Origin of the sequence: Kitasatospora sp. NBC_00240 (genome assembly GCF_026342405.1) — a bacterium.
Lineage (GTDB): Bacteria > Actinomycetota > Actinomycetes > Streptomycetales > Streptomycetaceae > Kitasatospora.
Map to the genome: position 1 here is coordinate 182,689 of NZ_JAPEMU010000001.1, position 15,068 is coordinate 197,756.

15 protein-coding genes are annotated in these 15,068 nt (G+C 74.5%); 9 read left to right on the forward strand and 6 right to left on the reverse strand.

Annotated features, from left to right (window positions below; genetic code table 11):
• Window positions 1-100: 100 nt before the first annotated feature.
• The 3 genes from OG689_RS00810 to OG689_RS00820 all read right to left on the reverse strand — a co-directional run bounded on the left by OG689_RS00810 (window position 101) and on the right by OG689_RS00820 (window position 3,147).
• On the reverse strand, window positions 101-412 hold the full coding sequence (locus OG689_RS00810; RefSeq protein WP_266316648.1) for a hypothetical protein: 312 nt from the start codon (window positions 410-412) through the stop codon (window positions 101-103).
• Between the two features lie 217 nt (window positions 413-629).
• Window positions 630-2,090, reverse strand: coding sequence for a UDP-N-acetylmuramoyl-L-alanyl-D-glutamate--2,6-diaminopimelate ligase (locus OG689_RS00815; RefSeq protein WP_266316649.1), 1,461 nt, complete (start codon window positions 2,088-2,090; stop codon window positions 630-632).
• 145 nt (window positions 2,091-2,235) lie between these two features.
• A complete protein-coding gene (locus tag OG689_RS00820; protein ID WP_266316650.1) occupies window positions 2,236-3,147 on the reverse strand; it encodes a LysR family transcriptional regulator in 912 nt (303 codons plus the stop codon).
• 234 nt (window positions 3,148-3,381) lie between these two features.
• Here OG689_RS00820 and OG689_RS00825 point away from each other — a divergent pair, with 234 nt between their 5' ends.
• A complete protein-coding gene (locus OG689_RS00825; protein ID WP_266316651.1) occupies window positions 3,382-4,077 on the forward strand; it encodes a type 1 glutamine amidotransferase domain-containing protein in 696 nt (231 codons plus the stop codon).
• A 114-nt stretch (window positions 4,078-4,191) separates the two neighbouring features.
• On the opposite strand, the gene OG689_RS00830 is transcribed toward OG689_RS00825, so the two are convergent.
• Together OG689_RS00830 and OG689_RS00835 are read right to left on the reverse strand one after the other, a co-directional pair.
• Window positions 4,192-4,821, reverse strand: a complete 630-nt coding sequence (locus OG689_RS00830; protein ID WP_266316652.1) for a GNAT family N-acetyltransferase — start codon at window positions 4,819-4,821, stop codon at window positions 4,192-4,194.
• Between the two features lie 145 nt (window positions 4,822-4,966).
• Window positions 4,967-5,971 (reverse strand): aldo/keto reductase family protein, encoded by a 1,005-nt coding sequence (locus OG689_RS00835; RefSeq protein ID WP_266316654.1) that lies wholly within the window; start codon window positions 5,969-5,971, stop codon window positions 4,967-4,969.
• Between the two features lie 328 nt (window positions 5,972-6,299).
• Between OG689_RS00835 and OG689_RS00840 the strand changes: the two genes are divergently transcribed.
• The gene (locus OG689_RS00840; RefSeq protein ID WP_266316655.1) at window positions 6,300-6,656 is read left to right on the forward strand and encodes a hypothetical protein; all 357 of its coding nucleotides are present in this window, start codon (window positions 6,300-6,302) and stop codon (window positions 6,654-6,656) included.
• Here the strand turns inward: OG689_RS00840 and OG689_RS00845 are convergent.
• Entirely contained in the window at window positions 6,628-7,923 is a 1,296-nt protein-coding gene (locus tag OG689_RS00845; RefSeq protein WP_266316656.1) for an MFS transporter, read from the reverse strand. The two genes, OG689_RS00840 and OG689_RS00845, sit on opposite strands and share 29 nt — an antisense overlap.
• A 73-nt stretch (window positions 7,924-7,996) precedes the next feature.
• Here OG689_RS00845 and OG689_RS00850 point away from each other — a divergent pair, with 73 nt between their 5' ends.
• From OG689_RS00850 to OG689_RS00880, 7 genes are all read left to right on the forward strand, one after another.
• Window positions 7,997-8,755, forward strand: coding sequence for a DeoR/GlpR family DNA-binding transcription regulator (locus OG689_RS00850; RefSeq protein ID WP_266316657.1), 759 nt, complete (start codon window positions 7,997-7,999; stop codon window positions 8,753-8,755).
• 388 nt (window positions 8,756-9,143) lie between these two features.
• On the forward strand, window positions 9,144-9,440 hold the full coding sequence (locus OG689_RS00855) for a DUF4193 domain-containing protein (RefSeq protein WP_073925504.1): 297 nt from the start codon (window positions 9,144-9,146) through the stop codon (window positions 9,438-9,440).
• A 485-nt stretch (window positions 9,441-9,925) separates the two neighbouring features.
• Window positions 9,926-10,516 carry a hypothetical protein gene (locus OG689_RS00860; protein WP_266316661.1) on the forward strand — a complete coding sequence of 197 codons (591 nt, stop codon included), beginning with the start codon at window positions 9,926-9,928 and terminating at the stop codon, window positions 10,514-10,516.
• The gene (locus OG689_RS00865; RefSeq protein WP_266316662.1) at window positions 10,513-11,127 is read left to right on the forward strand and encodes a copper resistance CopC family protein; all 615 of its coding nucleotides are present in this window, start codon (window positions 10,513-10,515) and stop codon (window positions 11,125-11,127) included. The genes OG689_RS00860 and OG689_RS00865 overlap by 4 nt, the downstream gene beginning before the upstream one ends.
• A gap of 663 nt (window positions 11,128-11,790) precedes the next feature.
• On the forward strand, window positions 11,791-13,410 hold the full coding sequence (locus OG689_RS00870) for an amino acid adenylation domain-containing protein (RefSeq protein WP_266316663.1): 1,620 nt from the start codon (window positions 11,791-11,793) through the stop codon (window positions 13,408-13,410).
• Entirely contained in the window at window positions 13,407-13,697 is a 291-nt protein-coding gene (locus tag OG689_RS00875) for a phosphopantetheine-binding protein (RefSeq protein WP_266316665.1), read from the forward strand. The genes OG689_RS00870 and OG689_RS00875 overlap by 4 nt, the downstream gene beginning before the upstream one ends.
• On the forward strand, window positions 13,694-15,061 hold the full coding sequence (locus tag OG689_RS00880) for an FAD-dependent oxidoreductase (RefSeq protein WP_266316667.1): 1,368 nt from the start codon (window positions 13,694-13,696) through the stop codon (window positions 15,059-15,061). The genes OG689_RS00875 and OG689_RS00880 overlap by 4 nt, the downstream gene beginning before the upstream one ends.
• Window positions 15,062-15,068: the final 7 nt, after the last annotated feature.

Genomic DNA, 15,068 nt, shown 5'->3' on the forward strand with positions numbered 1-15,068 from the left:
GTACCGGCCGGGGCGCGCCGGTGACGGCGGTCGGCATTCGCTCACCCTCCTCGCGCACGGCCCGCCCGGACACGGGAGGCGTCCGGGCGGTACGTCGTCCCTACACGGTGGCCCGGGCGGCGCGGGCGGCCCGGGCCACCCCGTCGCTCAGGAGCGACGAGACGTCGGCGAGGCGCCGGGCCGCGGTGTCGAGGACGCCGCGCGAGGCGGCGCCGGTGATCTGGTCGGAGAGGCCTTCGGACAGTTGCTCCAGGCTTCGGACGGCGGCGGCCACCGCCGCCAGCAGGTGCTCCTCGTCGCCGAGCCGGAAGCGCTGGTCGCGGGCGCGGCAGACGGGATCGACGGCGGTACGGCGCAGCTGACGGTCCACCTCGTGGACGGCGGTGGCGAGCGGGTGCTGTTCGATGCTCATGCCGGCTCCTCCGGTGCGGGGCTCGGCCGCGGCGGCCGCCCGCCCCAGTCCTACCATCAGTGCGGCGCGCGACGGCGCATCCGAGGGCGTGTCCGCCTGCCGTACCCACCCGGACACCGTCCGCCCCGCCCCCTGCGGGGGTGACGGGATGACGGAGCGACGGGATGACGGGCCGACAACCGGGGACGCGGGCCGACGGGCGCCGAGCGCGTCCCCGTCAGCGGGCGGTGAGCTCGCGGACCACCCGCATGTCCTCGAACGGGAGGGCCCGGTCGCCGATCAGCTGGTAGGTCTCCGATCCCTTGCCCGCGACCAGCACGATGTCGCCCGGCCCCGCGTGCTCCAGCGCGTGGGCGATGGCCTGGCGCCGGTCGGTGATCCGCTCGTGGGCGGCGTCGGTGCCCCGCAGGCCTTCCGTGATGGCGTCGAGGATCGCCTCCGGATCCTCGCTGCGCGGGTTGTCGCTGGTGAGCACGACCAGGTCGGAGTAGCGGCCGGCGATCGCGCCCATCGGTGCCCGCTTGGTCGCGTCCCGGTCGCCGCCGCACCCGAAGACGGTGATCACCCGCGCGGTGGCGAAGCCGCGGACGGTGGCCAGGGCCTTCTCCAGCGAGTCGGTGGAGTGCGCGTAGTCGACCACCACGGTGGCCCCGGCGGGGGTGGTGAGCGTCTCGAAGCGGCCGGGGATCTGCGGGAGCCGCTCCAGTGCGCGGAGGATGTCGGGAACGTCGTGCCCGAGCTGGTGGCAGGCCGCGACGGCGGCGAGCGCGTTGTACACCCCGAAGAGGCCCGGCACCGGCACCCGCGCGCGGTGCGTCCGGCCGGCGTGCTGGAGGCGGAACGCGCTGCCCGCGGGGGTGACCACCACGTCGGTCGCCCGGTAGTGCGCCGGGGCGTCGATCCCGTACGTGAGCGCCGCCGGCATCAGCGCCAGGATCTCCGCGGCGACCGGGTCGTCGGCGTTCACCACCGCCCGCTCGCACAGGCCCGCGAAGAGCCGCAGCTTGGCCTGCTTGTAGGCCGCCATGGTGCCGTGGTCGTCCAGGTGGTCCGGGCTGAGGTTGGTGAACACCCCGGTCCGGGCGAAGACATGGTCGGTGCGGTGCTGGGCGAGCGCCATCGAGGAGACCTCCATCACCACCGTCCGGGCCCGGCCGTCGCGCAGGTGGGCGAGGATCCGCTGGAGGTCGACGGGCTGCGGCGTGGTGGGCGTGCTGGTGGCCAGCGGCACCGGCCGGCCGCCCAGGCGTGGTCCGCCGGTGCCGATCACACCGACCGGCGCCGAGCTGAGTTCGGTGACCACGCTCTCGATCATCGCCGCGACGGACGTCTTGCCGTTGGTGCCGGTGACGGCCACCACGTCCATCGCGCGGCCCGGCTCGCCGAACCACCGGGCGGCGGCCAGCGAGGCCGCCACCCTGGTGTCCTCGACCCGGACCACGCACATCCCCTCGGGCGGGTCGGCGGGCGTACGACTGACCAGCGCGGCCACCGCACCGGCCGCGGCGGCCCGGTGCAGGTGGTCGTGCCCGTCGGCGCGCCGGCCCGGCACGGCGACGAACAGCCACCGCTCCCCCGTGTGGGCGGAGCTGTCCGACACCCCGCCGGTGACCTCCGGCGAGGGGTCGCCCCGCAGAACGGTGTACGGGTGGCCGGCCAGGAGGTCGGACAGCTTCACTCGGGGCTCCTCGGGTCGGTTCGGTTGCGTAAGGGCCGGCGGTCCGCGGGCGGACAGCGGCGGGCCGGCGGACGGCGGCGGGCCGGCGGACGCCCCGGTGGCTCCCCTGGCGCCGGCCCGGCCCCGGCCCTCGCGCCGCCGGGCCTCACCAGGTCCTCGCCACGGCCAGCAGCCGTTCGCGGACCAGCTCCACCTGCGGGTTGTCCGAGCCGGCCGGCCGCCGTACGAGGTACGCGGTGTTGATCGGCGGGTCCTCGGGGTCGTGCAGCAGCACCAGCTCGCCGGCGGCGAGCCGGCTGCGGCAGAGATAGCCCGGCAGGACGCTCCAGCCGGCGCCGGCGGTGAGCGCCGCCAGGACACCCCGCAGATCCGGGACGGTGACGGCGGCCCGGGCGCCGAGGCGGCGGTCGAAGACGTGCCGCCAGTAGCGGCGAGCTATCGGCAGGTCCTCGGCGTAGCTGATCAGCGGCACGTCGTCCAAGGCCTCGGGCAGGTCCCGGCCGGCCAGCCGCCGCGCCCAGACCGGCGCGGCGACCAGGACGAACTCCTCGTCCGCGAGCGGCACGGCGCTGAGCGTCCGGCCCCGGGGCCGCCGGGTGGCGACGACCAGGTCGTGCCGGCCGGCCCGGAGTTCCTCCAGGAGCGGATCGGTCAGGCCGGTGACCACCCGCAGCCGCAGGCCCTCGACGACCAGCGGCGCCAGCGCCGGGAGGAGGCAGGTGCTGAGGAACTCGGCCGGCCCGGCCAGGTGGACCGGCTCCGCGGCGATCGGCTCGCCCTCGCCGCGGGCGACGGCCGCCAGTTCGTCCAGCGGGGCGCGGACCCGGGCGGCGTACTCCTCGGCGAAGGCCAGCGGGGTCACCCCGCGCGCGCCGCGTTCGAAGAGCCGGCGGCCCAGCCGCTGCTCCAGGGTGCGGATCTGGGCCGTGACCGTGGACTGCGACAGCCCCAGCCGGTGGGCCGCCGCGGTGAAGGACCCGGAGCGGTGGACCGCCAGGAAGGTGCGCAGCAGGTTCAGGTCCAGGGGGCCCGTCCCGGTGGCGTCCCGATCGCTCATGGGCGGAGTCTACGGGCCCCCGGAGGCCGGCCGGACCGGGCGCGCGGGTCGCCCCGGGGTCCGCGCCGGCGCGCGGATCATTCCCGAACGAGGCATCGGTGTTCCGATGCCCGGCATCGGTGCGCCCATTGGTCGCCGATGCCGGGCGGGGCTACGTTCGAGGCGATGAGCGATCCGGCGTCCCGGCCACGGGACGCCGGCGCCCGGCCTACCACCCCACGGAGTGAACCGACCATGGCTAAGATCCTTTTCGTGCTGACCGGTGCCGACCACTGGACGCTGGCGGACGGCACCAAGCACCCGACCGGCTTCTGGGCCGAGGAGGCCGTCACGCCCTACCAGGCGTTCACCGCCGCCGGCCACGAGATCGTCTTCGCCACCCCCGGCGGCGTGGTCCCGACCGTGGACAAGGGCAGCCTCGCCCCGGAGTACAACGGCGGCGAGGAGGGCGCGCGGGCCGTCGCGGACACCCTGGCCGGTATCTCCGGGCTCCAGCACCCGCTCAAGCTGCAGGACGTGGCGCTGGAGGACTACGACGCCGTGTTCTACCCGGGCGGGCACGGCCCGATGGAGGACCTCGCGGTCGACGCCGACTCCGGCCGGCTGCTCACCCTCGCGCTGAAGTCCGGCAAGCCGCTGGGCGTGGTCTGCCACGGGCCCGCCGCGCTGCTGGCGGCCCGCAACGAGGACGGCACCTCGCCGTTCGCCGGCTACCGGCTGACCGGCTTCAGCAACACCGAGGAGACCCAGGCCGGACTCGCCGACCGGGCGAAGTGGCTGCTGCAGGACCGCCTGGTGGCGCTCGGCGCGGACTTCCAGGAGGGCGCGGCCTGGGCCCCGTTCGTCGTCACCGACCGCAACCTGGTGACCGGCCAGAACCCGGCCTCCTCGGCGCCGCTGGCCGCGGAGCTGCTGAAGCGGCTGGGCTGAGCCCCGGCCCGGATCCGGCCCGGATCCCCGCGTGCCCGTCGACCGGCACGCGGGGCTCCGGGCCGGTCAGCTCGCGGGCCTGCGGGCCGCCCGGCACGCGGGGCTCCGGGCCGGTCAGCTCGCGTGGCTGTGGGCCGCCCGGCGGGCGGGCCGCCACATGGTCGTCACGACATGGCCGGAGGGCACGGTGATCTGGTCCCGGGGGACGAAGCCGGCCCGCGCGTACCGGGCGTCGTTCGCCGGGTTGGACGACTCCAGGTAGGCGGGTGAGCCGAGAGCGTCGATCCGGGCCAGGCTCTCCGCCAGCAGGCGCATCCCCAGGCCCTTGCCGCGGTGGTCGTCGTGGGTGCCGAGTAGGGTGAGGTAGTGGTGCGGCTCCTCCGGCCGGGCCGCGTCGAGCTGCTCGAAGATCCGCAGGATCTCGTCGGCGCCCGCCCGGCCCACAGCGTCCGGCAGCAGGCGCCCCAGGGCGTCCTCCTCCTCGTGGGTCAGCTCGGAGCCGCCCGGCGGGATCCAGACCGCCGCGGACTCCACCCGCCGGGTGACGAACGTCCACGGGTAGCGCAGGGCCGAGACCAGGTACAGCCGCCACATCGCCCCCGCCTGCTCCGCCCGCCGGTCGGTGTCGGGGAAGACCGGCCCCCAGAGCGGGTCCTGGAAGAACGCGGTCGTCATGGTGGCGACGAGCGCGTCGATGTCCGCGGGCACGGCGACCCGCACGGGCGTGGGCAGTTCGGTGGTCACCTGTCCACCCTAGTCGCGGCCCTGACCTGGCGGTTCCCCGACACGGATCCCCGGCATGCCCGGCCCCGACGCGGGGCGCGGCGGTCGGGCAGGCGGCGGACCGGAGCGTCCGGCCGGGCGGGACGGGGCCCGCCCGGCCGGACGGTCAGGGACGGCCCTTCGGGGCGTTCTCGGCGGTCCGCGCCGGGTCGGTCTCGGCGATGGGGGCGAGGATCTCGTCCATCGCCTTCAGCAGGCCCTCGTCCAGGGTCACCCCGGCCGCCTTGACGTTCTCCGCCACCTGCTCGGGCCGGGAGGCGCCGATGATCGCGGCGGAGACGTTCCGGTTCTGCAGCACCCAGGCGACGGCCAGCTGGGCCAGGCTCAGACCGGCCTGCTCGGCGAGCGGGCGGAGCAGCTGGACACTCTCCAGCACGTCCTGGCGCAGCCAGCGGGAGACGAAGTTCGCGCCGCCCTTGGTGTCGGTGGCCCGGGAGCCGGCCGGCGGCTCGCCGCCGGGCAGGTACTTGCCGGTCAGCACGCCCTGGGCGATCGGGGACCAGACGATCTGGCCGATCCCGAGCTCCTCGCAGGTCGGCACCACCTCGGCCTCGATCACCCGCCACAGCGCGCTGTACTGCGGCTGGCTGGAGACGAAGGGCACCCGCAGCTCGCGGGCCAGCGCGTGGCCGGCCCGGATCTGCTCGGCCGTCCACTCGGAGACGCCGATGTACAGGGCCTTGCCGGAGCGGACCACGTCGGCGAAGGCCTCCATGGTCTCCTCCAGCGGAGTGCTGGTGTCGAAGCGATGCGCCTGGTAGACGTCGACGTAGTCGGTCTGCAGGCGGCGCAGCGAGCCCTCGACGGACTCCATGATGTGCTTGCGGCCCAGGCCCCGGTCGTTGCGGCCCGGGCCGGTCGGCCAGTAGACCTTGGTGAGGATCTCCAGGCCTTCGCGGCGCTCGCCCTTCAGGGCCCGGCCGAGGACGGCCTCGGCGCGGGTCTCGGCGTACACGTCGGCGGTGTCGAACGTGGTGATCCCCGCGTCGAGGGCGGCCCGGATGCAGGCGGCGGCCGCGTCCTCCTCGACCTGGGAGCCGTGGGTGAGCCAGTTGCCGTAGGCGATCTCACTGATGATCAGACCGCTGCGGCCGAGGTGGCGGAACTCCATGAGGTACATCCCTTTCGCTACGGGTGTCGGGTCCGATCATGCCTGCCGGGCGCCGCCTGCGGGAGCCGCGAATCGCGCGCCGGACGCCGGGAGCGGCGCCGTCGGGCCGGGACCGGCCGGGTGGTGCCCTTGAACCGGACGCCGTGATGGTGGCACCGTCGGACGGGGCGACGCCCGCCCGACGGCCGAACCGGTCGTACCGCCATGGCCGGCGCCGCTTTGATCTACCGTGGATCCACCGCAAGTGACGCACCACCAGAAGCCGGCCCGCCCCTCTGCCCGCCCGCCCCTCTGCCCGCCCGCCCCTCTGCCTTAAGGACGACCGATCGTGCCCCTGCCCGCCGCCCCCGCCAGCCCCTGCCCGGTCCACGGTGTCCCCGACAACTGCGCCGACCTGATGCGGCAGCTCGCGAAGGCCCAGCAGGCGAGCCCGGCGCAGCCCCGTACGGTCGTGGTCCAGGAGTCCTCGGCGGTGCCCCTGGTGGACGCCCGGACGCTGCAGGCGCGGGCCGCCAACCGGGACTCGCTGCGCAACGCGCTCTGGCTGGTGATCGCCGTGATAGCCGTCATCGGCGGCCTCACGGTGGTGAAGCTGCTCGGCTGGGTGAACGGTTCGATCCCCTCGCCGCACCCGTCACCGGCGGCGACGGTGACCGTCACCGCAGCTCCGGAACCGAGCCGGTAGCCCGGGCGGCGCCCTGGGCGACGCCTTCGGCGCTCTCCTCCGGCACGTCCCGGGGGACGCCCGGCCGCCGCGCCGCCGGGGCCGCCCCGGGGCGTAGCACGGAGGCGGCGCAGGCCGCCGTCACGCAGAGGGCCACCGGCAGGAAGAACGCCAGGTTCAGCGGCATGACCCGGGTGAGCGGCCCGATCACGGCGGGCCCGGCGAGCATGCCGAGGTAGCCCAGGCCGGCCACCCGGGACACGTTGGCACCGGCGTGGTCGCGGTCGGCGTGCCCGGCCGCGCTGAAGAGCTGCGGGATGCCCCCGGACAGGCCGAGCCCGAACAGCGTCCAGCCGGCCAGCGCCAGCGGGACGGATCCGGCCAGGGCCGCCGTGGTCAGGCCGACGGCGGCCACCGCAGCTCCGTACCGTACGACGGCGACCGGGCCGAACCGACCGGCCACCCGGTCGCCGGCCAGGCGGCCGAGCGTCATGGCGGTGGAGAAGGCGCCGTAGGCGAACGCGGCGGTGGCGGCCGGCGCGCCGAGCACGTCCCGCAGGGCGAGCACGCTCCAGTCGTTGGCGACGCCCTCGCTGAGCATCAGCATCAGGGCGAGGACGGCCAGCGCCCAGATCCGCGCGGGCGTCCGGTGCCGGTGCCGGGGCCCGGCCGGGTGCCCGGGGCCGCCGTCGGCGCCGCCGTCGTCCCTGGGCCGGGCCGGGTCGCGCGGCAGCAGGGCGGGGGTGGCGAGTGCGGTCGCGGCGAGGCCGAGCAGGCTGACCCCGGCCAGGGTCGCGGCCGGGCTCCAGCCCCAGCTGAGGGTGCGGGCGCCGAGCAGCGCGGCGAGCACGCCGCCGACCGAGTACACGGCATGGAAGGCCGACATGACGGGCCGCCGGTAGCCGTGCTCGACCTGGACGGCGTGGGTGTTCATGCTGACGTCCAGGCAGCCGATGCCGAAGCCGAACAGCAGCAGGGCGCCGCCCAGGGCGAGGGGCCCGGTGGCCAGGCCCGGTAGGACCAGCCCGGCGCTGCACAGGACCGCGGTCGCCGGCACGACCGTGCGCGCTCCGAAGCGGTCGGTGAGCGGGCCGGTCGCCCGCATGCCGGCGAAGGCCCCGCCGCCGAGCAGCAGCAGGAGCCAGCCGAGCACGGCGTGGCTGATGCCGGCCCGGGCCTCCACGGCGGGGATGTGCACCACCCAGATGCCCATCAGGAACCCGTTGAGGGCGAAGAAGCCGAAGGTGGACAGCCTGGCGGCGGGTAGCGATCTTGTCGTACTGCTCATGTCGCCGAACATAACAAACATTCTTCATGTTCGTAAGATGGACTATCGATCGTCGATTGTGTTCAATAGGACCATGGCAAGCACAGACCGACTGCGGCAGATCACCGAAGCCGTCCGCGAGGCCGGACAGCTGAGCGTCGCGGAACTCGCCGGCCTCACCGGCGCCTCCGAGATGACCGTCCGCCGCGACCTGGAGAACCTGGCCGCCCAAGGCGTCCTGGAGCGCTACCGGGGCGGCGCCAGGAATCTGCTGCTGCGCGGCGAGGAGCCCCCCTTCGCGCTGCGGGCGGAGGAGGGCACGGAGACCAAGCGGCGGATCGCCGCAGAGGTCGCCGGGCTGATCGCCGACGGCGAAGCGGTCGTCCTCGACAGCGGCACCACCTGCCTGGAGGTGGCCCGCGCGCTGGCGCACCGCCGCCTCACCGTCGTCCCCCTCTCGATGCACGCCGCCAACGCGCTGACCGGGGCCCCGCAGCTGCGGCTGCTGCTGCCCGGCGGCGAACCGCGCGCCGGCGAGCTCGCGCTGACCGGCCCGCTCACCGAGGCCTCCCTGGCCGCGCTGCGGTTCGACACCGCCGTGATCGGCTGCTGCGGGCTCACCGCCGCCGACGGGCTGACCGCCTTCGACCTGGCCGACGCCGCGGTCAAGCGGGCCGCGATCGCCTCCTCCCGCCGGGTCCTCGCCGTCGCGGAAGCGGCCAAGTTCTCCCGGACGGCTCTCGCGTTCGTCGCACCCGTCACCGCCCTCGACGCCGTGGTCACCGGCCGGGACGTCCCCGAGGAGGAGGCCGAGGCGCTGGCCGCCGCGGGCGTGAGCGTACGGAAGGTGTGACGGGCGGACGGCGCGACCGGCCGGGTACGCACCCGGGGGCACCGCGCGACCGCGGCCGGGCGGCGCACCGCGCCCCCGGGACGGCCGTGCCCTGCCCCCGGCCGTAGGATCGGCGCGCCGGCGCGGAATGTCCTGGGTATCCCGAGCGTTCACCTCGACCGTCGGCGCATGCATGAAACGCGACCGCCGTCGGCGCCCCCGCCCCCTCTCCGCAGAGGGGTGCCAGCACTGATGCACATGACCGCGCTCCGGCAGGCACCGGGGCGTCTCGTGGTCGTGCCCGTGCGTCGATGTAACGTTCGGTGTTCACCGGAACACCTGTGGGCCGCGGAGGGCCGGCATTTCGCACGCGCCGGACTCCGCCAGCACGACGAGATAAGGATTAGATGTGGCAACCGACTACGACGCTCCGCGCAAGGGCGAGGACGATGAGTCGCAGGACAGCATCGAGGAGCTGAAGGCCCGGCGCACCGAAAAGTCGACCTCCAGCGTCGACGTGGACGAGTTCGAGGCCGCCGAGGGGCTCGAACTGCCCGGCGCCGACCTGTCCGGCGAGGAGCTCACCGTCCGCGTGCAGCCCAAGCTGGCGGACGAGTTCACCTGTTCGAGCTGCTTCCTGGTCCAGCACCGGAGCAGGCTCGCGCGCGAGAAGAACGGCCAGCCGATCTGCCTCGACTGCGACTGACCGGGTCGCCGCGCACGCCGCCGTCCCCGGACGCGCGGCCACCGCGGCTCCAGGGCCGGCCCGGGTGAGGCCGGCCTGTCCGACATCAACCGGCGGCCCGCCCCTGACCTTTCGGTCGCGGGCCGCCCGGCAGCCCCCTGGACGGGGCGCCTCGGCGCCCCGCATCCCCGGCCCGGCCCCGCACCCACGGACCGGCCCGACTGGTGGGCCCGGCAGCTCCGACCCGGGGCAGCTCCGACCCCGGCGGTTTCACCCCCCGGGGCAGCTTCGACCCCGGCGCGAGCCGGCGCAAGTGAGCGTTTTCGCTCCGGCGCACCGGGGCGGGCACCCGGCGCACGGGTGGTGAAGGCGCGCCTCACGAGGGCAATCCAGGAGAAGTTCCCACCCCCCGGTGTCGGGAGACTGGCCGAACTCGACGAGGCGCCCGCCCCGCAGGACGGGCCGGGCGCGCCCGTCATTCGGTAATCACCCTGTCGGGAGCCCTCATGGCCACGCTCACGAAGCCGGTGGGGCAACGCCCCAGCGGCCTGCTCGACCGCTTGAACTCCACCAACCACCGCGCCGCACTCAACGCCTTCATGGTCGTCGTCCTCGCGCACTGGGCGGAGCACCTCGCGCAGGCGTACCAGATCTGGGCGATGGGCTGGCCCGTCAAGAAGGCCAAGGGCGTTCTGGGGCTCGCCTACCCGTGGCTGGTCACCTCCGAGTGGATGCACTACGGCTACGCACTGGTCATGATCGTCGCGCTGTTCCTGCTGCGCCGCGGCTTCACCGGGCGCAGCCGGACCTGGTGGACGATCGCGCTGGCCATCCAGTTCTGGCACCACATCGAGCACCTGCTGCTGCTCACCCAGGCGCAGACCGGCCACAACCTCTTCGGCAAGCCGGTGCCGACCAGCGTGCTGCAACTGGTGGCGCCCCGCGTCGAACTGCACCTGTTCTACAACACCATCGTCTTCATCCCGATGGTGATCGCCATGTACCTGCACCTGCGGCCGAGCCCGGCCGAGGCGGAGCTGATGACGTGCAGCTGCCGCGTCCCGCACAGCCGGCCGCACGCCCTGACCACCGCGTGACGGTGACCGAGGCCCGGCCCGCCGCCGTACGAGGGCCCGGCCCGGCGCCCTCGCGGGCCGGGTCCGCCCGGTCGTTCCAGCGGCGGATGGCCGGCGCGCTGGCCGTTCTGGTGGTGGTGCTGGCCGCCCTGGCCTGGGCCAGCTCCTCCGAACCCGTCCGGCTGACCGGGGTGACCCCGGGGGACGGGAGCGCCGTCCCCCGGCCGCCGTCCGAGGTGGCGCTGACCTTCTCCGGCCGGCTGACGGTGCAGTCCGTGTTCGCGCAGGTGAGTACGGCGGACGGCAGTCCGGTCACCGGGGGCAGCGCCCGGGTGGACGGGCAGCGGGTGATCGTGCCGGTCTCGGCCGCCGCGCAGGGGACGTACCTGGTCGTCTACCGGCTCGCGCTGGGCGAGGGCCACGAGGTGTCGGGCCGAACCGGGTTCACCGTGGGGCCCGTTCCGCTGGTGGGGGCGAGTTCGGATCTCGCCGATGACGCGGACGAGGCCGGCGCCCATGACCACGGGCACGCCGAAGGGCCTTGGAACGGCGCCCTGTTGGTGCTGGACGCCGTACTGGTCGTCGGCGCGGTGCTGTTGATGGTCCATCGGCCCCGGCGACGGGCCGGCTGAGGGCCCGCCCGGAGCATCCCCCGAGCAGGGCGACGACATCGCCGCCGAGGCCCGCTGCTGCCCCTCCGGGGGCGTGGCGGGCCTCGGACGGGGCCACGGCCGATCCCTGTCCTCACAGGCCGGAGGAAACTCTCCTCAAGTCGGCCGGGTGACGGACAAGGGCGCCTGAGCCTCGGCAGTGAGTAGCGAAGCATCCACGCCGCCCAGGGTCCCGGAGTAGGACCTGCTTGTCACCCCACCAAGTGCTCGAAGGACAGTCGCCATCGGTGGAGACCATGTGCACTCGCAGCAGGTCGGAGGCGAGGCGTCGATGCCCCACGCCCAACTGCCCGTCAGCCGTGACGGAACCCCGAGGCCGGTGGCTGGGCGCGTCGCGGTCATGCTGTGCTCGCCGGTCACCCGCTGACCGGATCCGGCGGGACGGGGCCGGCGGGCGACCGACGAGTTTGGCGAACGGCCGTCAGGAACGGCGTGAATTTCCGCCACGGTTCGGAGTCGACCGACCCGGATCTGGCTGGCCCGGCGGGTCCGTCGCGTTCACAACCCGGCCACACATTCTCGCGACAACGGCCTCAACGACCATTGTGGCTAAGCATGTTCGAAGGTAGAGTCCCGGTTCTCCGAGCACGGACGGGCGCTCGCGTGCATGACCTTGGGGCGGGCATGTCAACGATTCACGGTATCCATGAGGTCTCTTCCGACTTGATTGACGTGTTCACGGAAAGTGCAATTCGTCATCCGCACCGACCGGCGCTGGTCCACCAGGGACGGGTCGTGAGTTACCGCGGGCTGCACGAGCTGGTGAACACCCTGGCCGGCCGGCTGGGCGACTCACCCGGCGTGGTCGCCGTATCCGCCACCCACACGCCGGAAACGGTCGTGGGACTGCTCGGTGTTCTCGCCGCCGGAGGCGTCTACTGCCCCGTTGATCCGGCATTCCCGTTCGAACGCCGGCAGGCGATGGTGACGGCCGCCGGCTGTCGCACAATGCTCGCCGCGGATTCCGGCCCGGCCACCCGACTCGGCCTGGTGCCGGTGGAGTTAGGACCGTTGGCGGAACTCCCCCCGAACCCGCCGGAAATGGCGCCGACAAGCAATTCCCCGTCGCACCGAGCCGGATCGCCGGCAGCGGCGGACACCCCTCGCTTACCGGCTCCCGGCCGCACCGGGGCCGGCGCCGAGGATCCCGCGTACATTCTCTTCACCTCCGGCTCCACCGGGCAGCCGAAGCCCGTGGTCACCCCCCGGCGGGCCATCTCCGCCACGGTGCACTCGCTGCGCGGCCTCTTCGGCCTGATGCCCGAGGACCGCGTCCTGCAGTTCGCCTCGCTGAACTGGGACACCTGCTTCGAGGAGATCCTGCCGGCGCTCACCGCCGGCGCCGCCCTCGTCCTCGACCCCGAGGCGCACTCCGGGTCCTTCCCCCGCTTCCTGCGGATGGTCGAGCGCGAGCGGATCACCGTCCTGGACCTGCCCACCGCCTTCTGGCACGAACTGGTGCTCCACCTGGCCGAGGACGGGCTGAGCCTGCCCGGCTGCGTCCGGGTCCTGGTGATCGGCGGCGAGGCGGCGAGTCCGGCCCGCCTCGCCGACTGGAGCCGCCTGGACACCGGCCGGATCCGCCTGGTCAACACCTACGGCTGCACCGAGACCACCCTGATCACCCACGCCGTCGACCTGCACGGCCCCCAAGCCCCCTCCCCCGGCCGGGCGTGGGACGGGCGGACGAAGGCGCCGATCGGCCGCGCCCTTCCGCACGTCGTCCAACGGATCGGCGAGCAGGGTGAGTTGATCATCGGTGGGCCGGCCGTGGCACTGGGCTACCTCGGGCTGCCGCAGGCCACCGACGAGCGGTTCACCCTCGTCGACGGCGAGCGCTGCTTCCGTACCGGCGACCGGGTGAGCAGCACACCGGACGGTGTCCTCACCCACCAGGGCCGGCTCGACGGCGAGATCAAGATCCGCGGCATCCGGGTGGACCCCGCCGAGGTCGAGGCGCACCTCTCGAGCCACCCCTCGATCCAGGCGGTGGCCGTGGTGGCGGCGACGCTCGCCGGCCGCTCCGCCCTGGTCGCCTACGTGGTGCCGCGGGCCCAGGCGCGGGCGGAGGGCCTGGACACCGAAGTCCTGTCGTACTTACGGGGGCGGGTGCCCGGCCATCTCGTGCCGAGCCGGATCACCGTCGTCCCCGAACTGGTCCTCACCGCGAGCGGGAAAGTCGACCGCGCCGGATCGCACCGCCGACACACGCCCCCTGAGCAGGTCAAAGGAGACCTTCGATGAGCGTTGACACCACCTCCGCCGCCTTGGGCGGAGCACCCGACGGCGCCAGACCCGAGGCCGGCCCCGGCGCCGAGACCGAGGCCGTGGTGGCGGTCTTCCGTCGGGTGCTGGAGAACCCCGACGCCGGGGCGGACACCGACTTCTTCCAGCTCGGCGGCGACTCGCTGATCGCCACCCGGGTGCTGAGCGCGATCGCCCGGGGCCACGGCGTCGAGCTGTCCTTCGAGGACTTCCTGCTCGCGCCCACCCCCCGGGGGCTCGCCGGAAAGATCGCGGCCGCCCGGTGAGCGCCCGGGACGACGCCGCCTCCGGGCCGGCCGGCGGCAGACCCGTCGCGAGCGCCGTGGTGGTCGGGGCCGGACTCGCCGGGCTGACCGCCGCGACCGGCCTGGCCGCCCACGGGGTCGAGGTCACCGTGCTGGAGGCGCGCGACCGGGTCGGCGGCCGCACCCACGGCCTCCAGGTATCACCCGAAGGCTGGATCGACGCCGGCGCCGCCTACCTGGGTGACCGCCACACGCACCTGCACGCCCTGCTGGCCGAGTTGGGCCTGAAGACCATCCCCACCACGATGCTGGGCGCCAGTCGGTTCGCGCTCGGCGCCGGGCACGCCACCCGGGACGGCAGGTTCCCGCCGCTCAACGCCGTGGCGCTCGGCGACCTGTTCGAGCTGCTGGCCGAACTCACCGCCACCGTACGGCCCGAGGCGCCGTGGCTGACCCCGGACGCCGAACGCCTCGACACCCTGACGGTGGCCGACTGGGCCGAACAGCACCTGACCCACCCGGACGCGCGGCTCTTCCTCCCGCTCTTCCTGGGCGAGATGATGGCGGCCGACCCGGCCGAGGTGTCCGTCCTGCACCTGGCGTTCTACCTGCGCTCGGGCGGCGGGCTGCGCTACCTGAACGCCTTCGAGGGCGGCGCCCAGCAGGACCGGGTGGCCGGCGGTGCCCACCAGGTGTGCGAACGGCTGGCCGAGCGCCTGGGTACCCGGGTGCGGCTCGGCGAACCCGTCCTGGCGGTGGACCAGGACGCCCACGGGGTCACCGTCCGCTCCGCCCGCGGCGAGCACCGGGCGGACGTCGCGGTGCTGGCCCTGCCCCCGCTGCTGGCCGACGCCGTCGAGCAGCGACCCGAACCGCCGGTACGCCGGGCGAGCAGCCGGACCGGCCGGGGCTGCGCGGTCAAGGTGAACCTTGTGTACCCGGCGCCGCTCTGGCGGGAGGGCGGGCTGTCCGGGTGGTCGGTCAACGCCGAGGGCCCGCTGCTCTCCACGGTGGACGACTCCCCCGAGGGCGGGGCCGGCGTGCTGACCGGATTCGTCACCGGGGCCGAGGCCCACCGGTTCGCGGCGCTCACCCCCGAGCGACAGCGCGCGGCCGCGGTCGAGCAGGCCGCCCGGCTGTTCCCGATGCTCCCCGAGCCGGTCGGCTTCCATTGCACCGACTGGGTCAACGAGCAGTACAGCCAAGGCTGTTACGCGGCCCTGTTCGGGCCGGGCGACTGGCTCCGGCAGGGCCCGACACTGACCACCCCGCACCATCGGGTGCACTGGGCCGGCACCGAGACGAGCACCGAGTTCTTCGGCCTGATGGAGGGCGCGATCCGATCCGGCCGTCGGGTGGTCGCTGAGATCCTCGCCCGCAGGTAGCTCCGGC